The sequence below is a fragment of the Georgenia sp. Z2081 genome, from assembly GCF_055326445.1.
Map to the genome: position 1 here is coordinate 90308 of NZ_JBUZNK010000001.1, position 22311 is coordinate 112618.

22 protein-coding genes and 2 tRNA genes are annotated in these 22311 nt (G+C 71.7%); 9 read left to right on the forward strand and 15 right to left on the reverse strand.

Annotated elements, in window-relative coordinates; genetic code table 11:
- Positions 1-3: 3 nt before the first annotated feature.
- Positions 4-426, reverse strand: coding sequence for a VOC family protein (locus ACZLKG_RS00455; protein ID WP_463647528.1), 423 nt, complete (start codon positions 424-426; stop codon positions 4-6).
- A gap of 204 nt (positions 427-630) precedes the next feature.
- Between ACZLKG_RS00455 and ACZLKG_RS00460 the strand changes: the two genes are divergently transcribed.
- Positions 631-1026 (forward strand): (R)-mandelonitrile lyase, encoded by a 396-nt coding sequence (locus ACZLKG_RS00460; RefSeq protein WP_425707241.1) that lies wholly within the window; start codon positions 631-633, stop codon positions 1024-1026.
- Positions 1027-1032: 6 nt separating this feature from the next.
- On the opposite strand, the gene ACZLKG_RS00465 is transcribed toward ACZLKG_RS00460, so the two are convergent.
- Both ACZLKG_RS00465 and ACZLKG_RS00470 read right to left on the reverse strand, forming a co-directional pair.
- Positions 1033-1830: an ABC transporter permease gene (locus ACZLKG_RS00465; RefSeq protein ID WP_463647529.1), complete on the reverse strand. Its 798-nt coding sequence runs from the start codon at positions 1828-1830 to the stop codon at positions 1033-1035.
- Positions 1823-2791 carry an ABC transporter ATP-binding protein gene (locus ACZLKG_RS00470; RefSeq protein WP_463647530.1) on the reverse strand — a complete coding sequence of 323 codons (969 nt, stop codon included), beginning with the start codon at positions 2789-2791 and terminating at the stop codon, positions 1823-1825. The genes ACZLKG_RS00465 and ACZLKG_RS00470 overlap by 8 nt, the downstream gene beginning before the upstream one ends.
- A 94-nt stretch (positions 2792-2885) precedes the next feature.
- Between ACZLKG_RS00470 and ACZLKG_RS00475 the strand changes: the two genes are divergently transcribed.
- Both ACZLKG_RS00475 and ACZLKG_RS00480 read left to right on the forward strand, forming a co-directional pair.
- Positions 2886-3683, forward strand: a complete 798-nt coding sequence (locus ACZLKG_RS00475) for a TetR/AcrR family transcriptional regulator (RefSeq protein WP_425707244.1) — start codon at positions 2886-2888, stop codon at positions 3681-3683.
- 61 nt (positions 3684-3744) lie between these two features.
- Entirely contained in the window at positions 3745-4887 is a 1143-nt protein-coding gene (locus ACZLKG_RS00480; protein WP_463647531.1) for a winged helix DNA-binding domain-containing protein, read from the forward strand.
- Positions 4888-4942: 55 nt separating this feature from the next.
- Here the strand turns inward: ACZLKG_RS00480 and ACZLKG_RS00485 are convergent, their stop codons facing one another.
- From ACZLKG_RS00485 to dnaA, 12 genes are all read right to left on the reverse strand, one after another.
- Positions 4943-5806 (reverse strand): class I SAM-dependent methyltransferase, encoded by an 864-nt coding sequence (locus tag ACZLKG_RS00485; RefSeq protein ID WP_463647532.1) that lies wholly within the window; start codon positions 5804-5806, stop codon positions 4943-4945.
- Positions 5807-5882: 76 nt separating this feature from the next.
- A tRNA-Ala gene (locus tag ACZLKG_RS00490) sits at positions 5883-5958 on the reverse strand.
- A 99-nt stretch (positions 5959-6057) separates the two neighbouring features.
- Complete coding sequence (locus ACZLKG_RS00495; RefSeq protein WP_425707247.1) at positions 6058-6225, reverse strand: DLW-39 family protein; 168 nt, start codon at positions 6223-6225, stop codon at positions 6058-6060.
- A gap of 36 nt (positions 6226-6261) precedes the next feature.
- Positions 6262-6335: transfer RNA gene (locus ACZLKG_RS00500), tRNA-Ile, on the reverse strand.
- A gap of 128 nt (positions 6336-6463) precedes the next feature.
- The gene (locus ACZLKG_RS00505) at positions 6464-6964 is read right to left on the reverse strand and encodes a DUF3566 domain-containing protein (RefSeq protein ID WP_463647533.1); all 501 of its coding nucleotides are present in this window, start codon (positions 6962-6964) and stop codon (positions 6464-6466) included.
- Positions 6961-9516 carry a DNA gyrase subunit A gene (gene gyrA / locus ACZLKG_RS00510; RefSeq protein ID WP_463648059.1) on the reverse strand — a complete coding sequence of 852 codons (2556 nt, stop codon included), beginning with the start codon at positions 9514-9516 and terminating at the stop codon, positions 6961-6963. The genes ACZLKG_RS00505 and gyrA overlap by 4 nt, the downstream gene beginning before the upstream one ends.
- Positions 9517-9673: 157 nt before the next feature.
- A complete protein-coding gene (gene gyrB, locus ACZLKG_RS00515; RefSeq protein WP_425707249.1) occupies positions 9674-11797 on the reverse strand; it encodes a DNA topoisomerase (ATP-hydrolyzing) subunit B in 2124 nt (707 codons plus the stop codon).
- A gap of 216 nt (positions 11798-12013) precedes the next feature.
- Positions 12014-12685, reverse strand: a complete 672-nt coding sequence (locus ACZLKG_RS00520; protein WP_425707250.1) for a DciA family protein — start codon at positions 12683-12685, stop codon at positions 12014-12016.
- Entirely contained in the window at positions 12682-13935 is a 1254-nt protein-coding gene (gene recF / locus ACZLKG_RS00525) for a DNA replication/repair protein RecF (RefSeq protein ID WP_463647534.1), read from the reverse strand. The genes ACZLKG_RS00520 and recF overlap by 4 nt, the downstream gene beginning before the upstream one ends.
- Positions 13936-14862, reverse strand: a complete 927-nt coding sequence (gene gnd / locus ACZLKG_RS00530; protein ID WP_463647535.1) for a phosphogluconate dehydrogenase (NAD(+)-dependent, decarboxylating) — start codon at positions 14860-14862, stop codon at positions 13936-13938.
- 25 nt (positions 14863-14887) lie between these two features.
- On the reverse strand, positions 14888-16015 hold the full coding sequence (gene dnaN, locus ACZLKG_RS00535; protein ID WP_425707253.1) for a DNA polymerase III subunit beta: 1128 nt from the start codon (positions 16013-16015) through the stop codon (positions 14888-14890).
- Between the two features lie 434 nt (positions 16016-16449).
- Positions 16450-17931, reverse strand: a complete 1482-nt coding sequence (gene dnaA, locus ACZLKG_RS00540; protein WP_463647536.1) for a chromosomal replication initiator protein DnaA — start codon at positions 17929-17931, stop codon at positions 16450-16452.
- Positions 17932-18312: 381 nt separating this feature from the next.
- Here dnaA and rpmH point away from each other — a divergent pair, with 381 nt between their 5' ends.
- The 6 genes from rpmH (at position 18313) to rsmG (ending at position 21961) form a co-directional block, all read left to right on the forward strand.
- Positions 18313-18450 carry a 50S ribosomal protein L34 gene (gene rpmH / locus ACZLKG_RS00545; protein WP_425707255.1) on the forward strand — a complete coding sequence of 46 codons (138 nt, stop codon included), beginning with the start codon at positions 18313-18315 and terminating at the stop codon, positions 18448-18450.
- A 3-nt stretch (positions 18451-18453) separates the two neighbouring features.
- A complete protein-coding gene (rnpA, locus tag ACZLKG_RS00550; RefSeq protein WP_425707256.1) occupies positions 18454-18882 on the forward strand; it encodes a ribonuclease P protein component in 429 nt (142 codons plus the stop codon).
- A gap of 25 nt (positions 18883-18907) precedes the next feature.
- Entirely contained in the window at positions 18908-19339 is a 432-nt protein-coding gene (gene yidD, locus ACZLKG_RS00555) for a membrane protein insertion efficiency factor YidD (RefSeq protein ID WP_463648060.1), read from the forward strand.
- Entirely contained in the window at positions 19339-20499 is a 1161-nt protein-coding gene (yidC, locus tag ACZLKG_RS00560) for a membrane protein insertase YidC (protein ID WP_463647537.1), read from the forward strand. The genes yidD and yidC overlap by 1 nt, the downstream gene beginning before the upstream one ends.
- A 264-nt stretch (positions 20500-20763) precedes the next feature.
- Positions 20764-21234, forward strand: a complete 471-nt coding sequence (locus ACZLKG_RS00565; RefSeq protein ID WP_425707622.1) for a Jag family protein — start codon at positions 20764-20766, stop codon at positions 21232-21234.
- A 103-nt stretch (positions 21235-21337) separates the two neighbouring features.
- Positions 21338-21961 carry a 16S rRNA (guanine(527)-N(7))-methyltransferase RsmG gene (rsmG, locus tag ACZLKG_RS00570; protein WP_463648061.1) on the forward strand — a complete coding sequence of 208 codons (624 nt, stop codon included), beginning with the start codon at positions 21338-21340 and terminating at the stop codon, positions 21959-21961.
- Positions 21962-22311: the final 350 nt, after the last annotated feature.

The window sequence follows — 22311 nt, forward strand, 5'->3', positions numbered from 1 at the left end:
CTCCTACGGTGTCGGCTCCCCCGGCACGTTGAGCGCCCACATCACGCCGAACCGGTCGAACATCTGCCCGTAGTGGTCGCCCCACGGGGCGAGCTCGAAGGGCATCTGGACCTCCCCGCCGGCCTCGAGCATCGCCGCACCCACGCGCTTCGCCTCCTCGACCGTGGCGAACGTCAGGAGGAACGAGTAGGCGGAGCCCCGGATCGGGTACTCGTCGTCGTCGACGGCGTCCGAGCCCGCCAGGACGCCCGCGTCCGTGGTGAGGACGGCGTGCGCGACGGCGTCGGGGGGCATGTCCATGCCGGGCATCGGCATGTCCCCGTAGGTGATGATCTCGAGCTCACCGCCGAACAGGTCGCGGTAGTGCTCGAACGCCTCGCGGGTCTGTCCCCGGAACGCGATGTAGGTGGCGATGCTCGTGACCATGGGTGATCTCCGTCGATCGGGCCGCTGACGGCGGACGCCGCCGGGGGAAGTGTGGCGGCTCCGGGCCTGTGGGCGCCACCCCCTGGGCGCGTCGCTCCTCCACCCGTCGATGACACCCCTCCCGCGACGAGCAGCACCTCGCTAGCCTGGTCCTGACGGTGGGGCGCACCGGCGGCCCCGGGGAGCCGACGAGAGGGCACGACCATGGACATCCGCTCGAACGCCGCGGCGGTCCGCGGGCCCGAGGACCGCTTCACCGGCGACGTGTGGCTGACCCCCATCACCACCGGTGACACGCCGTCGAAGGTGCACTCCGCCGTCGTGCGGTTCGCGCCCGGCGCACGCACCGCGTGGCACATGCACCCGGTGGGGCAGACGATCTACATCACCGAGGGCCTGTGTCTCGTCCAGGTGGCCCAGGGCCAGGTCCAGGTGTTCCGCGAGGGCGACGTGGTCCGGTTCCACGGCGGGCTGTGGCACTGGCACGGCGCCGGCCGGCACACGTTCATGAGCCACATCGCCGTCACTGACGGACCCGAGGAGGGGGCGGAGACCATGTGGGGCGCGCTCGTGGCCGACACGGACTACAACCAGCACTGAGCCGGGTCAGTCGCGTCGGACCAGCGCCCGGACGGTGACCGCCAGCCCGACCACGCACCACACGAGCAGCACCAGGAGGTCGCGGCCGCTCGCGTCGTAGGACTCGGAGAGCAGGCCGGCCCGGACGAGGTCCCCGGCCGGCTGGACCGGGAGCACGGCGTGCACGTCCTGGAACCACCCGGGCAGGCGCTCCGCGGGGAACGTGATCGGTGAGAAGAGCAGGACGAAGAACACGAGCACCTGGCTGATCACCTGGGCGAGCATCGGTGGGAGCACCACGGCGACCGCGTATCCCACGGCCGTCGCCGTCAGCGCGGTGAGCATCGAGGCCAGGACCAGCACGGGCCAGTCGATCGAGTAGTCGAGGTCGAAGCGCAGCTGCGCGACGACGACGGCGACGGCGACGCCCGGCAGCGCCACGAGCAGCCACACGGCCAGGTCGGCCAGGAGGACGAGCACGCGTGGCACCGGCAGCGCCCGCTGGTAGGTGAATGTGCCGTTCGACTTCGCCTGCGCCACGCCCTGCGGCACGATGACGAGCCCGACGGTCAGCAGCAGGACGGTCGGTGCCCCGGTCGAGAGGAACGCCGCGGCACCGCCGTCGACGTCGGGGATCAGCAGACCGAACCCGATGATGATGCCGGCCGCGAGGAGCGCCTGGACGACGACGATGAGCGGCAGCATCGGCCCCATCTGTGCCAAGGTCCAGCGCAGCAGGGTGGTGAGGACGGTCCAGCTGCCGGTGCGCGGCGGGATCTCGGCAGGCCTGCCGGCGGGACGCTCGGTGAGGGCGGTGTCAGACATGGTGGTCCTCCGTGGTGGTCGCGGCGTCGGACGTGAGGGCGAGGTAGGCGTCCTCGAGCGTGACCGGTGCGAGCGAGTAGCCGTCGATCCGGTCCTCGTCGCGCAGCCCGGTCGCCCAGGCCACCGCACGCTCGGCGTCGCTCGCCCGGATCGTCAGCAGGAGCCGACGTCCGACGAGGACCCGCCGCGTGTAGGGGATCGCGGGAGCGGATCCTGTCGGGTCCGCACCGCCCGGGACGAGCGCGAGCTCGAGACGCAGGCTGGAGTCCTCGCTCCCGCGGATCCGTGCCGGCGTCCCGCTCCCGACCACGCGCCCGCGGTCGAGCACGACGAGCTCGTCGACCACCCGCTCGGCCTCGACCACGTTGTGGGTGACGAGCAGGACGCCGACCCCCTGGTCGCCGATCCGCCGGACCGTCTCCCAGAGACGTCGACGGCGGGAGGCGTCGACGTCGTTGGTGGGCTCGTCGAGGATGAGCAGCGGGACCGGCGCGACGGCGGCCATCGCGAAGGCCGTCAGTCGACGCACGCCTCCGGACAGCCCGGTGCCGTCGGTCGCGGTGCGCCGGGTGTACCACTCGTGGAGGTCGAGCTCGTCGGCGAGGGCGTCGGCCGCGGCCCGCGCCTCCCGCGGCGCCATCCCCCGCAGGCGTCCGGCGATCTCGATGGCGGAGCGCGGGCTCAGGCCGTCGAGCGGCGCCTGACCCTGGCCCTGGAGCGCGACGGCGCGGCGGGCCGTCGCGGGGTGCGCGACGGCGTCGACGCCCGCCACGCGGATCGTTCCTGCGTCGGGCCGCAGGAGCCCGACCACCTGGGAGACGAGGGTCGTCTTGCCCGCACCGTTGTGGCCGAGGAGGCCGACGACCTCGCCGGGACGGACGCGCAGGCTGACGGCGTCGTTCGCCACCACCTTCCCGAATCGCCTCGTGAGGTTGTCGAGCTCGAGCACGGCGTCGCTCATGGCTTCCTCCATGGGTCGAACACATTCACATACCGTCAGTATTGCGATACTTACGGTATCTACGTACCGTCGGTACGTCAATTAGGTTGGGCGCATGACGAGCGAGGAAGCGGCGGGCTCCGCAGGACGCAGGACGCGCGCGGCGCAGCAGGAGGCCACGCGGCACAACCTGGTCCTCTCGGCGCTCGCGAACTTCACCGAGGACGGTTACCACGGGGCGAGCCTGGACAAGATCGCCGCCGACGCCGGCTACTCCAAGGGCGCGGTCTACTCGAACTTCGCCGGCAAGGCCGAGCTGTTCCTCGCGGTCATGGACCACAACATCGCCTTCGCCGACGAGGCCGCGTGGGACCCGCTCGAGCACCCCGGCCGGCACGGCCTCGAGGACCCGCCCTCTCCCGCGGACCCGGCAGGCCGGCGCCGACCGGACGAGCCGGCGGCGGCCGAGGCGGTGCGGGCGTTCGGGCTGGCCACCCTGGAGTTCATCGGCGCGACGGCCCGCGACCCCGCGATGCGAGGGGCCATCTCCGAGCGGCTGGACCTCATGGTGACCATCTTCGATCGGTACGTCGCCGACCGGCGCCCGCCGCAGGAGGAGCTCACCACCGAGGAGGTCGCCACGCTGCTCACGGCGCTCGACCAGGGCGCGGCGGTCCTCGATCTCGGTGGTATCAGCATCGATCCCGCGGTCCTGCGCGAGGGACTGTCCCGGCTGATGGATCCGTGGGGATCGGGGACCTCCGACGGAACCGCCCGCGTGCAGCCGCCGCGCTCGCACGACGTCGCCGTCGTCAGCCGCCTCATCGCCGAGGTGCGGGAGGCCGAGGAGCGGCAGCGTGCGCACCGGGAAGGGGACGACGACCCGGGAGGCTCGGGCCGGGACGACGCGTGAGGGCGCCGGCCGACACCGGCCGGAGCCGCCCGGGTCGGCACCGGGCGGTAGCGTGCGCGCCATGACGACACGCGTCGCCCGGGACCGAGCTCGCCGGATCCGGTTCGACGCCCACCTGCTGGGGGGCTCCACGCTGAGCCCCACCGAGGTCGTCGACCGGGCCGTCGCCCTGCAGGGTCAGGACCTGCCCGCCGTGCTCCGGGCGATCGCGATCCGGTCCCGTCCGGGCACCACGCTCGACGACGTGCGGGCCGCGTTCGACGCGGGTGAGATCGTCCGCTCCTGGCCCATGCGCGGGACACTCTTCGCGACGACGCCGGAGCACCTGGCCACCCTCCTGTCGCTCACGGCTGAACGGATCCAGCGGGCGGACGGTCCCCGCCGGGAGGCGCTCGGCCTCGACGCGCACGTGATGAACGCGGCGCGGGAGGTCCTCCTCGACGCCTTGGCAGAGCGTCCGCACACCCGCGCGGAGGTCCTCGAGATGTGGAACGCCGCGGGGATCGCCACCGAGTCGGGACGCGGGTACCACCTCATCGCCCACCTCGCGATCGACGGACACGCGCACTGGGGCGCGTTCACGGACGACGGGGCGGAGCAGCTGTTCACGCTCTCCTCCACCGCTCCCTCCACCGGGAGTGCGGTCACGTCTTCGTCCGCGCTCGACGGGCCCGCCGACCGCGCCGATCCCGACCGAACGCTCGCCCGGATCCTGCGCGGCTACGTGGCGGCCCGCGGACCCGTCACCGCGGCCGACCTCGCCTGGTGGACGAAGCTCCCCAAGACCCACGTCCTGCGGGCAGCCACGCTGGTGGACGATCTCGTCGAGGTCGACGTCGCGGGCGCGACGGCCTGGGTCCTGGCCGAGATGCTCGACGGCGACCGCGACGGCGACGCTCGGACCGCCCGGCCGACGGGCCCCACCGGAGACGTCACGCTCGTCCCCGCGTTCGACGAGTGGCTGCTGGGATACCAGGACCGCTCGCTCGTCGCGAGCCCGGCCATGCTCGACGCCGTGGTCCCCGGCCGCAACGGGGTCTTCCGACCCACGATCCTCGTCGACGGCGTGGTCGTGGGCACGTGGCGGATCCCTGCGTCGCGCGGGTCGCGCCCCGCCGCGCCGGTCGTGGAGCTGGTCGAGCGCGTCCCGGCGCGCACGAGGAAGTCCGTCGACGCTGCGCTCTCCGCCTGGCCCCACCGGTAACCGCAGCGCCCGTCACGACCGGACGTGGGCGGAACGGTCGGGCACACCACCGCGGTCAGGCCCCCGGCGCGCGCAGCACGAGGACGACGGTCTGCTCGTCGTCGGACCATGGATCGTCGTCCGCGTCGTCGACGTCGTCGGGCGCGAGCCCGGCGCAGGGAGCACGCTCGGGGAGCAGGCCGTGCGAGCGGCCGTGCTCGGCGGCCCGTTCTTCCTGGTCGCGGTGGAGCTCGACGAGAAGCACGCCGCCGGGGCCGAGCCACTGCGCGGCCTGCGTGACGAGTGCTCGCACGTGGTCGAGGCCGTCGGGGCCACCCAGCAGCGCCGCGTGCGGCTCGTGGTCGCGCGCCTCGTGCGGAAGGAGGTCGACCGCGTCGTCGGGGACGTAGGGCGGGACCGCGGCGACGACATCGACCCGGCCGCGCAGAGTCGCCGGGAGGCCCTGCAGGACGTCACCGCGGTGGATACCGGCGTCGGGTCCGAGGTTGGTCCGGGCGTGCTCGAGCGCGACGGGCGATGAGTCCACGGCATGGATCTCTGCGGACGGCAGAGCCTCCCGTACGGCGCTGGCCATCGGTGCCACCCCGGAGAAGGCCTCGACGATCACGGGTGGACGGGCACAGGCCCGGGTGGACAGGACCTCTCGGGCAGCGTGCAGGGCTGCCGCGACGAGGCGGCGCGTGCGGCAGCGGGGGACGAAGACACCAGGGCCGACCGAGAGTCGCAGACCGCCGAACCGCACGTGGCCGACCACGTGCTCGAGCGGCTCACCGACGAGGCGTCGGGCCAGCATGCGATCGAGCTCTGCCGGGTGCTCCGCGCTGCCCCGCAGGATCTCGGCCTCCTCCTCGGCGAACACGGAGCCGGCGGCGCGCAGCGCGTCGACGACGGCATCCCTCTCGCCCCGCAGCGCGGTCATCGGTGCATGGTGTCATCCCCGAGGGACAGGCTGGTGAGCGGACCGTCCGGTCACCGGCTGCTCTGCCGGCGGGACGTGGTGGAGCCACGGGGACTCGAACCCCGAACCCCCTGCTTGCAAAGCAGGTGCGCTACCAGTTGCGCCATGGCCCCTCGTGGCCGGTGGAACCGGCCGGCCGACTCGTCGTCGGGCCGTGCGACGAGACTACTCGTCGCGGATGCCGCCGGTCGGAACCGGCGGATGGTGCTCGGTCAGCCCTCGGTCGCCCCGGACTGCGGGTTGGGGCCGGGGCCCTCGGCGGGGTGGGGGTCGTCCGTGACCTCGGCCCAGATGGCCCGCTCCTCGCGGTCCTGCTGCACCTTGATCCAGACGGCGTACCCGGCCACCGCGGCCGCAAGAACGATCAGAACCTTCTTCATGGACGTCCTCCGGTGCCTCGAGCGTGGGTGGGACAGTGGGCCTGAATGGACTCGAACCATCGACCTCTTCCTTATCAGGGAAGCGCTCTAACCGACTGAGCTACAGGCCCGTGCCCGGCTGAGCGGGCTCGACGCGCACGGCGCGCCGACGTGCGAGTCTAGCCCACTCGCGAGCCGCCACCCAACTCGCCGACGGTTCGTCGGTGGTGAGTTCCCGCACGCTCGGCGACCGGGGGCGTCAGTCGTCTGTGAAGGTGACCGACAGGCCGCCGACCAGCGCCGCCACGAGGTTGTAGAGGAATGCCGCCAGCGCACCGAGCACGGTGAGCAGGAGGACGTCGAGCACCGCGATGATCGCGGCGAGCGACATGACGCGGTCGAACTCGAGCAGCTGCATGAGCTCGAGGAAGCTGGCCGATCCGATCGTGGCCAGGAGCTCCTCGATCTCCGAGAAGACGTACATCTGGTCGAGCACGAACCACACGGTGGCCACGGCGACCACGAGCATGATGCCCGCGGCGATCGACAGCAGGAACGACAGGCGCATCGCCGACCACGGGTCGATCCGGGCCAGCGTGAGACGCGCGGTGCGCGCCCCGGCGAACCGCCCGGCAGGCCGTCCTCCCCCTCCGGAGGCCCGGGCGGCGCCACCACCCGTCCGGGCGGACGCCTGGTCCTCGGGCGGAGGTGGTGGAGTGGTGCGGGACCGGCCTCCGTCGCGGGTCGATGCCTCGCTCACGCGTTACCTCCGTCGTCGTCGGCGCCGACCCCCGGCACCTGCTCGCCAGACGCTACCCGCTCGTCGGCCGCGTCCGGGGACGGTGTGCCGGCGCCGGCGCTCTCGCCCGCGGCCTCCTCGATGCGCTCGACCTCCTCGGCGACCTCCCGCTCGGCGTTCTTCGCCACTGCGATGATCCGGTCCCCGTCGTCGACGCGCGCGAACGAGACGCCCTGGGTGTTGCGTCCGGTCAGGCGGACCTCGTCCACCCGGGAGCGCACCACCTTGCCGCCGGCCATGATGACGAGCACCTCGTCCTCGTCGGTGACGGTGAGCGTGGCCACCAGGTCGCCGCGCGCCTCGACGAGGTTGGCCACCTTGATGCCCAGCCCGCCACGGCCCTGGACGCGGTACTCGTCGACCTCGGTGCGCTTGGCGTAGCCGCCCTCGGTGACGACGAAGGCCTGGTCGCCCGGGTGGACGACCTCCATCGACAGCAGGTGGTCGCCGTCGCGGAATTTCATGCCCGTGACTCCGGACGTCGCGCGGCCGGTCGCCCGCAGCGCCTCGTCGGTGGCTGTGAAGCGCAGCGACTGGCCCTTCTTGGACACGAGCAGCACGTCGTCGCCCTCGTTCACCAGGCGCGCGGCGATCACCCGGTCGGGCTCGCCGTCGCCGTCCTCCCGCAGGTTGATGGCGATGAGGCCGCCCTGGCGGGCCGACTCGTAGTCGGACAGTCGGGTCTTCTTCACCAGGCCGCGCTCGGTGGCGAGGACGAGGTAGTCGGCAGCCTGGTAGTCGGCGATGTCGACCACCGACGCGATCGACTCCCCCGGCTGGAACGCCAGCAGGTTGGCGACGTGCTGACCCTTGGAGTCCCGTCCGCCCTCGGGCAGCTCGTAGCCCTTGGCGCGGTAGACCCGCCCGAGCGTGGTGAAGAACAGCTGCCAGTTGTGCGTGGACGTCACCCCGAAGTGCTCGACGACGTCGTCCTCCCGCAGCTGCGCCCCGCGCACGCCCTTGCCGCCGCGTCGCTGTGCCCGGTAGGAGTCGGTGCGGGTGCGCTTGACGTACCCGCCCCGCGTGATCGTCACGACCACGTCCTCCCGGGGGATGAGGTCCTCGACCGTCATCTCGCCGTCGAACGGGAGGATCGTCGTGCGGCGTTCGTCGCCGTAGCGCTCGACCGTGGCCGCCAGCTCCTCGGAGACGATCGTCCGCTGCCGCTCGGGTCGCGCGATGATGTCCTGCAGGTCCTCGATCTTCGCGGCCAGCGCGGCGTGCTCGTCGAGGATCTTCTGGCGCTCGAGGGCTGCGAGCCGGCGCAGCTGGAGGGCGAGGATCGCATCCGCCTGATCGGTGTCGATCTCGAGCAGCTCCATCAGGCCGGTGCGCGCGTCGTCCGCGGTTGGCGAGCGACGGATGAGCGCGATGACCTCGTCGAGCGCGTCGAGCGCCTTGAGGTAGCCGGTGAGGATGTGCATGCGCTTCTGCGCCTCGCCGAGCTCGTACTGCGCGCGACGCCGCACGACCTCCAGCTGGTGGGTCACCCAGTGGCGCACGAACCCGTCGAGGGACAGCGTGCGGGGCACGCCGTCGACGAGGGCGAGCATGTTCGCCGGGAAGTTCGTCTGCAGCTGCGTGTGCTTGTAGAGGTTGTTGAGGACGACCTTCGCGACGGCGTCGCGCTTGAGGACCACGACGAGCCGCGTGCCGGTGCGCGAGGAGGTCTCGTCGCGCACGTCGGCGATGCCGGGGGCGCGGCCGTCGCTGACCGACTCGGCGATCTTCTCCAGCAGGCGGTCGGGGTTGACCTGGTAGGGCAGCTCGGTGGCGACGAGGCACGTGCGGCCGTCGAGCTCCTCGACCTCGACGACGGCACGCTGGACGATCGAGCCGCGGCCCGTGCGGTAGGCCTCCTCGATGCCGCGCGTGCCGAGGATCGTGGCGCCGGTCGGGAAGTCCGGGCCCTTGATGCGCTGCATGAGCTCGCCGAGGAGCTGCTCCTTGGAGGCCTCCGGGTTCTCCAGGTACCACTGGATGCCGGCCGCGACCTCGCGCATGTTGTGCGGCGGGATGCGGGTGGCCATGCCGACGGCGATGCCCTCGGAGCCGTTGACGAGCAGGTTGGGGTACCGCGCCGGCAGGACGACCGGTTCGGAGTCCCGGCCGTCGTAGTTCGCCTGGAAGTCGACGGTGTCCGAGGTGATGTCGCGGACCATCTCCATGGCCAGCGGCGCCATGCGCACCTCGGTGTACCGGTGGGCGGCCGCACCCTGGTCACCGGGCGAGCCGAAGTTCCCCTGGCCGGCGGCGAGCGGGTAGCGCATGGTCCACGACTGGACGAGGCGGACGAGCGTGTCGTAGATGGCGCCGTCACCGTGCGGGTGGAACGTCCCCATGACGTCTCCGACGACGCGCGTGGACTTGCTGAACGCGGACTCGGGACGGTAGCCGCCGTTGTACATGGCGTAGATGACCCGGCGGTGGACCGGCTTGAGGCCGTCGCGCACGTCGGGCAGGGCGCGCCCGACGATGACGCTCATCGCGTAGTCGAGGTACGAGCGTTGCATCTCGTCCTGCAGGTCGACCTGCGTCACGCCGGAATGCTCGGGTGTCTCGCTCACTGGTGTCCTTCGGTCGGCTGGTGTGCCAGAGGGTGGCGGGCCGCGACGGCGGTGCGCGGCCGTGTGCCGGGGCCCGCCCGGTGGTGGGCGGGCCCGCGGCGGTTCAGATGTCGAGGAAGCGGACGTCGTGGGCGTTGCGCTGGATGAACCCGCGGCGCTGCTCCACGTCCTCCCCCATGAGGATCGCGAAGATCTCGTCGGCGGCCGCGGCCTCCCCCAGGGTGATCTGCTTGAGGGTGCGGGTGTCCGGGTTCATCGTGGTCTCCCACAGCTCAGAGTCGTTCATCTCGCCGAGACCCTTGTACCGCTGGATCGGCCCGTCCTTCTCCTTGGGCAGGCGCTTGCCGTTGGCCAGGCCGTCGGCCACCACGGCGTCGCGCTCCTTGTCCGAGTACACGTACTCGTGCGCGGCGTTCGTCCACTTGATGCGGAACAGGGGCGGCTGCGCGAGGTAGATGTGCCCGCCCTCGAGCAGGGGGCGCATGTAGCGGAACACGAGGGTGAGCAGGAGGGTCGCGATGTGCTGGCCGTCGACGTCGGCGTCGGCCATGAGCACGATCTTGTGGTACCGCAGCTTGTCGAGGTCGAACTCCTCGCCGACCCCGACCCCGAACGCGGTGATGAGGTTGCGGATCGTCTCCGAGCCCAGGGCCCGGTCGAGGCGCGCCTTCTCGACGTTGAGGATCTTGCCGCGGATCGGCATGATCGCCTGGATCCTGGGGTCCCGGCCGCCGACCGCGGACCCGCCCGCCGAGTCACCCTCGACGATGAAGATCTCGCACTCGCGCGGGTCCTTGCTCGAGCAGTCCTTCAGCTTGCCCGGCATGGAGGCCGACTCCAGGACCGTCTTGCGGCGGGTGGCCTCCCGCGCCTTGCGCGCGGCGACGCGTGCGGCCGCGGCCGACTGGGCCTTGCGGATGACGTCCCGGCCCTCGTTGGGGTGCTGGTCGAGCCAGTCCGTGACCTGGGAGTACACCTGGGACTGCACGTAGGTGCGGGCCTCGGTGTTGCCGAGCTTGGTCTTCGTCTGCCCCTCGAACTGGGGCTCGCCGAGCTTGATCGAGATGACGGCGGTCAGCCCCTCCCGGACGTCGTCGCCCGTGAGGTTGTCGTCCTTGTCCTTCAGCAGCCCGTGGTCGCGCGCATACTTGTTGACGACCGACGTCATCGCGGACCGGAAGCCCTCCTCGTGGGTACCGCCCTCGGTGGTGTTGATCGTGTTGGCGTAGGTGTGGACGGACTCGCTGTAGCCGCTCGTCCACTGCATCGCGAGCTCGAGGGAGATCCGCTTCTCGCGGTCCTCGGACTCGAAGGCGATGACCTCAGGATGCACGACGTCGACCCGCTTGGCCGAGTTGAGGTGCTTGACGTAGTCGACCAGGCCGTCGTCGTACCGGTACGTGATCGTGCGGAAGCCGGGGACCGGGTCGTCGGCCGTGCCCTCGTCGTCGCCCGTGACCTCGTCCCCGGAGTCGACCGCCTCGGGGCGCTCGTCGGTCAGGGTGAGCTGCAGGCCCTTGTTGAGGAAGGCGTACTGCTGGAGCCGCGAGCGCAGCGTCTCGTAGTCGTGGTCGACGGTCTCGAAGATGTCGGCGTTGGGCCAGTACCTGACGGTGGTCCCGCTGGCGTCGGTCGCCTCGCCCTTCTCGAGCGGGCCGGTCGGCACCCCGTCGACGAACGACATCCGCCAGACGGAACCGTCCCTGCGCACCTCGACCTCGAGCCGGTGGGAGAGCGCGTTGACGACCGAGACGCCGACGCCGTGCAGCCCGCCCGAGACGGCGTACCCGCCGCCGCCGAACTTGCCGCCGGCGTGCAGCACCGTCAGGACGACCTCGACGGCGGGCTTGCCCTCGGTCGGGTGCAGGTCGACCGGGATGCCTCGCCCGTCGTCGACCACCGTCACCGACCCGTCGCCACCCAGGGTGACGGCGATGTTGCCGGCGTGACCGGCCAGGGCCTCGTCCACCGAGTTGTCGACGACCTCGTAGACGAGATGGTGCAGCCCGCGGGGCCCGGTGGAGCCGATGTACATACCCGGTCGCTTGCGGACGGCCTCCAGACCCTCGAGGACCTGGATGTTCTGGGCCCCGTACTGCCCGCCGGAGCCCGTGGCACCGGTGCTCGCGTCCGGTGCGGGGCCGGGCGTCGACGGGGCGCCTGGTGCAGCTGCGTCCGTCCCGTCTAAGGCGTGCTCGGGGGAGGTTGCGCTGCGATCTGCTGCCACGGTCGACGGTTCTCCTCGGCTCTCGGGCGACGACGGGGAGGCTGACCGCCCCCTCGTCGCCACGTGTCCGGCCCCGGGGCGCGATGCCCCGGACTGCGCCGGACGGGTCGTGAGATTCTACCGTGGACAGCCCTTCCCGCCCAATCATCCACAGGCTGTGTCCACAGCCTGTGGGGTGGTGTCACCCACGTGCGATCCGCGGCGTGCTGCCCGACGTCAGCCGTAGGTGTCCCGGGGCCCTCGACCCCCGCGGACGGCGAACCGCCCGTGCTTCCAGCTGGGTCCGCCGGGGCCCAGGACGGTGATCGAGGAGACGGTGCCGGCGCCCGTCTCCTCCTCGATGCGGCGCTCGAGCTGGGGAAGCAGGAGCCGCACCTGGGTCGCCCACGCCGTCGAGGAGGTGCGCAGCACGAGCTCGCCGTCGGCGAAGGTCTCGACGGCGCAGTGGTCGGCGACCTGGTCACCGACGATCTCGCGCCAGCGCGAGACCACCGAGGCCAGGGACAGCTCGCGGCCCCAGCCCCGCCGCCGCACGAGCTGCGCACCGATCCGGCCCAACGGCTGCGGGTCTCGCCTCGACGGCGACGAGCCCGACCCGGCCCAGCCGAGGCCCGGGCCCGGCCGCCACGGCGAGCGGCGCCGTCCGGGGGTCCCGTCCGCGGCGTCGTCCTGGCCCCCTGCGCCGCTGACTGCGCTGCCCCCGGGGACGATGTCCTCCCCGGCGTCGTCGAGCGCGTCCGTGTCCTCCCGGCTCCTGATGTGCCGGGGCGCCGGCGTGGTGCGCAGCCCCTTGTCCCAGGCGGCGGCACGCGCACGGGCGAGCACCGCGTGGGCGAGCGCGTCCGGCGAGGCGGGCGGGTCGTCGTCGAGCTCGTCGTCGTTCGTCATCGGGCCCCTCGCACGGTCGCGGTCCCGTCCGCGACGTCGATCCGCGTACCCCCCAGCTCCCCCGGCACGTCCTCGTCGACGGCGGCCGTGAGCAGCACCTGCTCGGCCTCGGCGACCATGCCGGCGAGGCGGCTGCGCCGGCGCGAGTCGAGCTCGGCGAAGACGTCGTCGAGGACGAGGACCGGGTCTCCCCCACCACTCTCCCGGGCGGCGTCGCGCAGCACCCGCCAGGCGCCGAGCCGCAGCGCGAGGGCGTAGGACCACGACTCGCCGTGGCTGGCATACCCGCGTGCCGGCAACGGGCCCAGGGCCAGCGCGAGGTCGTCACGGTGCGGACCGACGAGACACACGCCCCGCTCGACCTCCTTCGGGCGGGCCTCCTCCAGCGCGGCGAGCAGCCGGTCGGCGACGGCCGTCCGGTCCGTGAGGCCCTCCTCGACGTCCTCGGCGCCGCGCCGCGCCAGGCGTCCGGCGTCGTCGTCGATCGTCTCGGGTCCCGTGACACCGGCGAGCACGGCGGCGTCCGGCTCCGGCCCGCCCTCGGCGCCGACGAGCGAGTACCGGCCGTCGATGCGGGCCTCACCCTGTCCACCGGAGACGTCCTCGTAGGCGGCGGCCACGTGCGGTCGCAGGCGCGCGACGAGATCGGCACGAGCCGCGACGATCTCCGCCCCCGCCTCCGCGAGCTGGGCGTCCCACACGTCCAGGGTCGACAGGTCGACGCTCCTCCCCGCGCGCGCCGCGGCGCCGGCCGACTTCAGCAGCGCGACCCGCTGCCGCAGGACGCGCTCGTAGCGCTGGCGCACCTCCGACAGGCGGGGCCGCAGCTGGACGAGGAGGTCGTCGAGGAACCGGCGCCGACCGGACGGGTCGCCGCGCACGAGCTCGAGGTCCTCCGGGGCGAAGACGACGAGGCGCAGGTGCCCGAGCAGGTCGCGCGGCCGGGCGGGGTGACGATCGAGCCGGGCGCGGTTGGCCCGGCCCGCGATGATCTCGACCTCGAGGAGCGTGTCCCGTTCGTCGTCGCGCACCTTGGCGCGGACGACGGCGCCGGGCGTCCCGCGGCGCACGAGCGCCGTGTCCGCGGCGACCCGGTGGGAGCTGAACGTGGCCAGGTAGCCCACCGCCTCGACGATGTTCGTCTTGCCCTGGCCGTTCGGGCCGACGAACGCAGTGACACCCGGCTGAAGGGTGAGCACGAGCTCGCGGTAGGAGCGGAAGTCGCTCAGCGCGAGGTCCGTGACCCGCACCTAGCTCGCCGCGGGACCCACCGGGGGCTCACCGGCAGGGTCCTCGGCGGGCCTGGTGGCGTGCGCACCGAACTGGTTGCGCATGGCCGCGACCATCCGCATCGCCGGGGAGTCCTCCTGGCGCGAGGTGAACCGGGCGAACAGCGACGCCGAGATCGCCGGGACCGGGACCGCGGCGTCGATGGCCGCGTCGATCGTCCACCGCCCCTCGCCGGAGTCCTCCACGTATCCGCGGATGGCGTCGAGGTCGGGGTCGTCCTCCAGGGCGAGCACCATGAGATCCAGCAGCCAGGAACGCACCACGGTGCCGCGGCGCCAGGCGTTGAGCACCGCACCGGGGTCGTCGACGAGGTCCTCGTGGGCGTGCATGAGCTCGTAGCCCTCGGCGTAGGCCTGCATGAGGCCGTACTCGATGCCGTTGTGCACCATCTTCGTGAAGTGGCCGGCGCCGACCGGTCCGGCGTGCACGAAGCCCTCCTCACGCGGACCCTCGGGGCGCAGCGCCTCGTAGATCGGCATGAGCCGCTCGACGTCCTCCGTCGAGCCGCCCACCATGAGTCCGTAGCCGACGTCCTTGCCCCAGACGCCGCCCGAGACGCCGGTGTCGACGTAGTGGATGCCGCGCTCGGCCAGCCTCGCGGCGTTCGCACGGTCCTCCTCGAAGTGGGAGTTGCCGCCCTCGACGACGAGATCACCCTCGGACAGCACCTCGGACAGCTCGTCGAGGGTCGCCCGCGTCGGGTCGCCCGCGGGGACCATCACCCACACGGCCCGAGGGGCCGGCAGCGCATCGACGAGCGCGGCGAGCGAGTCGACGTCGGACAGCGCCGGGTCCCGGTCGTACCCGATGACGGTGTGCCCCGCCGCGCGGAGCCGCTCGGCCATGTTGCCGCCCATGCGGCCCATGCCGATCATCCCGAGGTGCATGGCTACTCCTTGACCGGCCGGCTGCTCAGCCGGCGAAGCGGATGGGCATCAGCAGGTAGCGGAACTCGCTCGAGTCCTCGCCGTCGGGCTCGTCCTGGCCCGTGAGCGTGGCCGGCTTCGACGGATGCGTGAAGGACAGTCGGGCCAGCGGTCGCGTGAGCGCGCCCAGCCCGTCCAGCAGGTAGACCGGGTTGAACGCCGTGGTGATCGGTTCGCCGACCAGCGTCGCCTCGAGCGCCTCGGACGCCTGCGCGTCGTCGCCCTGACCGGCCTCGAGCACGACCTGTCCCTCGGTGAACGAGAGCCGGATCGGGGTGTTGCGCTCCGCGACGAGGCTCACGCGCTTCGCGGCGGCGATGAGCTCGGCCGCGTCGACAACGGCGTGGGTGGGCGTCTCGTCGGGGAACAGGCGGCGCACGGGCGGGTAGTCACCGTCGACCAGCAGCGAGGTGGTCCGCCTGCCGCCGGCCTCGAACCCGATCAGCGAGCCGGCGCCGGAGGTGTCCAGGTCGACCTCGACCGCACCGGCCGAGGTGAGGGACTTCGCGACGTCGGAGAGCGTGCGGGCCCGCACCAGCGCGACGGCGGAGACGTCGTCGCCGGCCGGGTGCCACGGCAGCTCACGCATCGCGAGCCGGTACCGGTCGGTGGCGAGCAGGGTGATGGAGTCGCCCTCGATCTCGACACGCACGCCGGTCAGCAGCGGCAGCGTCTCGTCGCGGGAGGCGGCGGTGGTCACCTGGGCGACGGCCTGCGCGAGGACGTCGGCGTCGATGGTGCCGGCCTTGTCCGGCATGGCCGGGAGCGCCGGGTACTCCTCGACGGGCATGGAGGTCAGCGTGAAGCGCGAGGCGCCGCAGGTCAGGGTCACCCGGGTGCCGTCGACCTCGACGTCGACCGGCCGCGCGGGAAGGGCGCGGCAGATGTCCGCGAGCAGGCGTCCGACGACCAGCACCGTGCCCGCCGTCTCGACCTCGGCCTCGACGACGGAGCGCGCCGAGATCTCGTAGTCGAACGTCGCGAGCGTCAGCTGGCCGTCGGCGGCCTCGATGCGCACGCCGGCCAGGACGGGGACGGGAGGACGCGCCGGCAGCGAGCGCGCCGTCCAGGACACGGCCTCGGCCAGGACGTCGCGGTCAACCCTGAACTTCACGGTAGATCACTTTCTCTCAAGACTTCCGCGCTCTCCATGGACGGGGTGCGGCGCACGGCACACCTTACGTGCTCGAGCGCGTGCAGCGGTCGGCGGGAGGAGCTCTCCGGGAACGGGACGGTCGTCGTGGGTCGGGCAGGGGCACCAGGGCATGGGCTGATGAACCACAAAGTCCGAGATCTAGGGTTCGTCATCGTCATAGCACCTGTGGATCCTGGGGATTCTCGTCGTCGGGCCAGGTCAGAGGCTTGTCATTCATGTGGATCGTCCTGCGGAGGACGTCGTGGACGAATGACACGGTCCGTGGATGTCATTCGTCCGTCCACGGAGCGCGGTCGGTCGTCCCCAGCTCGTCCACGATCGTGACCGCGGTCGTCCACCGACGAACCACAGACCGGTCCACACCGTCCGTGAGCGCACGACCGAGGCCGAGGTCACCCTTCGCGCGCCCGGTTCTTGATGCGGGCCGTGAGCTCGGAGACCTGGTTGTAGACCTGGCGCTTCTCCGCCATGAGGTCCTTGATCTTGCGGTTCGCGTGCATGACCGTCGTGTGGTCGCGGCCGCCGAACAGCTGCCCGATCTTCGGCAGCGACAGCGGGGTGAGCTCGCGGCAGAGGTACATGGCGATCTGGCGGGCGGTGACCAGGACGCGGGAGCGGTCCGCCGACGTGAGGGCGTCCAGCGAGATCGAGAAGTAGTCCGCCGTCTGCGCCATGATCAGGCTCGGCGTGATCTCCTCGCTCTCCGGGTCCGTGATGATGTCCTTGAGGACCATCTCGGCGAGCGGCCGGTCGACGTGCTGCCGGTTGAGGTTGGCGAAGGCCGTCACCCGGATGAGCGCGCCCTCGAGCTCGCGGATATTGGTCGAGATGCGCGAGGCGATGTACTCCAGGACCTCCGGCGCGGCGTCGAGCCGGTCGTTCTCGGCCTTCTTGCGAAGGATGGCGATCCGGGTCTCGAGGTCGGGCGGCTGGACGTCGGTGAGCAGACCCCACTCGAAGCGGGACACGAGCCGCTGCTCGAAGCCGCTCAGCTGCTTCGGAGCGACGTCCGAGGTGATGACCACCTGCTTGGAGTCGTTGTGCAGCGTGTTGAACGTGTGGAAGAACTCCTCGACCGTCTGCTCCTTGCCGCCGAGGAACTGGATGTCGTCGATGAGCAGGACGTCGACGTTGCGGTACCGGCGCTGGAACGACTCCGCCTTGTCGTCCCGGATGGAGTTGATGAAGTCGTTGGTGAACTCCTCGGAGTTCACGTACCGCACCCGGATCCCCGGGTAGAGGTTGCGCGCGTAGTGGCCGATCGAGTGCAGGAGGTGGGTCTTGCCCAGGCCCGAGCCGCCGTAGATGAACAGCGGGTTGTAGGCCTTCGCCGGCGACTCCGCGACGGCGGTCGCCGCGGCGTGGGCGAACCGGTTGGACGACCCGGACACGAACGTCTCGAAGGTGAACTTCGGGTTGAGCCGGGAGGCCTGGTCACCGTTGTCCTCGACCGACGACGTGCCGCGGCTCTGCGACGAACGGTCGGGCGCGCTGCGGGCGGGCGTCTCCTCGGGCGCCGGGGCCGTCCCGGTGGACGGCGGGCGAGCAGGGGTCGCCGCGCTCGGTGGGACGGGGAGCTCGGTCACCACGGGGCGTTGCGGCGTCGGCTCGTCGAGCAAGGAGGGGTCGACGGTCACCGCGAACCGCACCGTGCTGCCGTGGACCCGGGACATCGCGGCGACGATCTGCTCGCGCGCCTGCATCTCGAGGTAGTCCTTGGCGAGGTCGGACCCGACGGCGAGCAGCAGCGTGTCGTCGATGATCCCCAGCGCGCGCGCCTGACGGACGAAGGCCAGCTGGGCCGGGCGGATGTCCCCGCTGTCCGAGAGCTGAGAGACCGCGAGCTGCCATGCCTCGGCGATGGATGTCGCCACGCCCACCCCACTCCTTGCGCGCCTGTCGCCCGACCGGTGCCGGGCGGGTCCCTTACTGTGTCACGGAACGGCCACATCCACATACTTGTCCACAGTTGTGCGCATCTGCTCCCGGCCCGGCGGCCGCACTCTCGTGCGGTTCGTGCGCTCCGGCCACCTGCCGCTCGGACGCATCGGTGGATGACGACGTTCCACAGGTCACGCCCGTCCGCCGTTGACCACGATGCGGCGACGCCCGTAACCTGAGGCGTCCACTGCTGTGGACACCACTCATTCCTGGGCCCGTGGTCGGGCCCGTGCGCGCGCCTGTCCCAGGCCTGTGCGCGGGGGTCGGATCCTCCAGGGCCAGTCAGTTTCTCGAGCAACGTCAGGGGTAGAGCCGTGAGCAAGCGGACTTTCCAGCCGAACAACCGCCGCCGGTCGAAGGTGCACGGCTTCCGTCTGCGGATGCGCACCCGCGCAGGCCGCGCCATCCTCTCGGCGCGCCGTTCCAAGGGTCGCGCGAAGCTCTCCGCCTGAGCCGTGCTCCCGGCGCACCACCGGATGCGCCGCGGGCAGGACTTCACCGCGACCGTCCGGAAGGGCGTGCGGGCCGGCACCGACCGGCTCGTCGTCCACAGACGGCCGACCGCCGACGAGGACGCAGTCCTCGTCGGCTTCGTCGTCTCCAAGGGTGTGGGCGGCGCGGTCGTGCGCACCAGGGTCAAGAGGAGGCTGCGCCACCTGATGTCGGAGCGTCTGGCCTCGATCGAGCGCGGCACGCACGTGGTCGTGCGGGCGCTCCCGCGGGCCGCGCAGGCGACCTCCGCGCAGCTCGGCGCCGACCTGGACCGGGCGCTCAGGTCGACCGCACGCAAGCTGGAGCGGCGGCGTCCCCCGGCAGCGTCGCGCGGGTCCGAGTCGTCTGCGCCGCGCGCGTCCGCGGCGCCGTCGCCGGCGACCGATGGATGAGTCCGCCGGGCGGCGGATCGGACCGCTGACCTGGCTGCTGCTCAAGCTGGTGCGGGGTTATCAGCTGGTCGTGTCCCCCTGGTTTCCGCCCACGTGCCGGTACTACCCCTCGTGCTCGGCGTTCGCCGTCGGGGCCCTGCGCACGCACGGAGCGGGCAAAGGACTGCTGCTCGCGGTGTGGCGTGTGCTGCGGTGCAATCCCTGGTCGAAGGGCGGGGTGGACCACGTGCCGGAGCGCGGGGCCTGGGTGGGACGGCGGGTCCCCCTGCCTGATCCGACGGAGCCAGGTCCGACGCAGCCCGGTCCGGCGAGTGCGGGTGAGGAGACTCACCACACCCCGGAGGGTGCCCCCGAGCACCCGATGACGACCGGCACCGCCGGTGCGTCTACCCTCAGGGAGACCGAACGAGGGGCGGGCGACAGCTCGCCGCAGGACCACAGGGAGCAACCGAGCTGATGGGCTTCTTCGACACCATTCTCGCGCCGATCAGGTGGGCGGTTGCCTGGGTGATGGTGCTCATCCACGACGGCGCCGTCGCCATCGGTCTGCCCGAGGGCCCCGGGTGGGCCTGGATCATCTCGATCGTCGGCCTCACGGTCGTGGTCCGCATTCTCATCATCCCGCTGTTCTTCCGGCAGATCCGCGCCTCGCGAGCGATGCAGCTCGTGCAGCCGGAGCTGAAGAAGCTGCAGGACAAGTACAAGAACAAGAAGGACCCGGCGTCGCGGCAGCGCTTCCAGGAGGAGATGCAGGCGCTCTACAAGGACGCCGGCACGTCCCCGTTCGCGTCCTGTCTCCCCCTGCTGCTGCAGATGCCGATCTTCTTCGGCCTGTTCTCGGTGCTCAACTCGCTCGACAACATCGCCGCCGGCACCGCGGACGCGATCGGCCCGCTCACCCAGGAACGCGCGGTCGAGGCCGAGAACTCGCTCCTGTTCGGCGCGCCGATCTCCTCGACGTTCATGCAGACGTTCGGGGACGGCGCCGCGAACCTCGATGCGGACGTCACCGCGGTCCGGATCGTCACGGTCATCCTCATCATCGCGATGTCGCTCTCCACGTTCTTCACGCAGCGCCAGCTGACGATGAAGAACATGCCGCCCGCGGCGATGGAGAGCCCGATGTTCCGGCAGCAGCAGATCCTGCTGTACATCCTCCCCGTCGTCTTCGCCGTCACGGGCGTCAACTTCCCGATCGGTGTCCTCATCTACTGGTTCATCTCGAACCTGTGGTCGATGGGTCAGCAGTTCTACACGATCAAGCGTCAGCCCACGCCGGGGTCCGACGCGCACAAGGCCATGCTCGAGAAGAAGAACGCCAAGCGTGCGAAGAAGGGTCTCCCACCGCTCGAGGAGGAGACGCCGACGCTGCGGCGCAGCCCCACGGCCGGCCAGCGCCAGCCGCAGCCCAAGCGCGGGAGCGAGGCTGCCGGCACGACGGCGGAGACCACCGCGGACTCCGACGAGGACGAGTTCGAGGTCCGCGGCAAGGACGGCCTGACCGCGGCGGAACGCGCACAGAAGCGGTACGAGCGGCGGCAGGCGGAGCGCCGGCTCGCCGCGGAGAAGCGCAGGAAGCGCGAGGGCGGATCCGCCGGCGGGTCCAAGAAGAATTGATATCTCGCGACCGCGAGGGAGTCGCTCCCACCGCGGACGCACCACCTGGCACGCGCCCGGATCGGGCGTCGGACGAAGGAGCACACCGTGACCAACGACCTCACCACCGAGAACAACGCTGCCGGCACCGTCGCCGACCAGGAGCCCCGGGAGGACGGCGCGGCTCAGGAGCCGCCGAAGCCCGCCGAGGCGGTCGACGCGGCAGGGCGGGACTCGACGTCCGCGGCCGGCGACGGTCAGCACGAGGCCGCACCGTCCGCACGCGTGAGCCGTCTCGAGGAGGAGGGCGACGTCGCAGCCGACTACCTCGAGGAGCTGCTCGACATCGCGGACCTCGACGGGGACATCGACATCGAGGTGGACCACGGCCGCGCGTCCGTGTCGATCGTGTCCGAGGAGGACGGTGACCGGTACCTGTCGCGCCTCGTCGGTGACGACGGCGGTGTCCTCGACGCCGTGCAGGAGCTCACCCGGCTCGCGGTCCAGGCCAAGCTCGGCGAGCGCTCCCGGATCATGGTGGACATCGCCGGCTACCGCGAGGGGCGGCGCGCGACCCTCACGGCCCTCGCCGAGGAGGCGATCGAGAAGGTCCGCGCCAGCAGCGAGGACGTGTCGCTCGACCCGATGAACCCGTTCGAGCGAAAGATCGTGCACGACGCCGTGTCGGCCGCCGGTCTCGTCTCGGACTCCGAGGGCGTCGAGCCGCGCAGGCACGTGGTCATCCGTCCCGCCTGACATGGACCGGCCAGGAGAGGAGAACGGCCGGGAGGCGGGCACAGAGCCGCGCCCGGACCACTCCCCCGTCGGCTCCGCGGAGGAGGTGAGCCGCGGCGTGGAGATGCTCGAGGTGCCCGGCTCAGGCGTCGCCGAGCTCTTCGATCTCGCATGGTCGCCGGCGCAGCACTTCGCCCGGATGCTCGCGGAGGAGGGTGAGCTGCGCGGACTTATCGGCCCCCGCGAGCTCCCCCGCCTGTGGAGCCGGCACATCGTGAACTCGGCGGCGGTGGCGTTCTACGTCCGGGACGAGGACTCGGTGGTCGACGTGGGCTCGGGTGCCGGGTTCCCGGGGATCGTCGTCGCGCTGCTCAGGCCCGGCGCGACGGTGCACCTGGTCGAGCCCATGGAGCGTCGCGTGGACTGGCTCCACGACGTCGTCGACGAGCTCGGCCTGGACAACGTGGACATCCATCGTGCGCGCGCCGACGAGCTCCACGGCGTCCTCAAGGCCTCGGTCGTGACCGCACGGGCGGTCGCCGCTCTGGACAAGCTCGCGCGATGGACGATGCCCCTCGTGACCGGCGGGGGTCGGCTCGTCGCACTCAAGGGTGAACGGGCGAGCGCCGAGGTCGCGAAGGCCAACAAGGTCCTGCGCAAGCTGGGCGCCACGAGCACCACTGTGGAGACGGTGGTGCCGGTTCCCGGTGGCGAGACGGCCACCCTGGTGCTGGTCAACAAGCGTTGAGTTAGGTTCGTCCCCCGCCGTCGTCGAAGGGCGAGCGACCGGGCTGCTCCTCTACCCTGCGCGCCGCTCCGGCGCCCGTGGGCGTCGTCCGCGGGCGGGTTGTGCGGTGGTCGCTGCGACCGAGGACCTCGACGTGAGTGTGGTGGCGGTCGATCGTCGCTCGCGCGGTCGAGGACAGCACCGGTGGCTCGGTTGTTTCCGGGTTCGGTGCCGGGACGCACAGCAGGTGAGCGGCCCGGTGACGTGCGGATCTCCCGCGGGAGGCGTTGATCGAGGACTCCCTATAGATGCATAAGCATCAAAACTGTCGTTCGCGCTCTCTCGTGAAGGCTGAGTGGCTTCGCGATCTA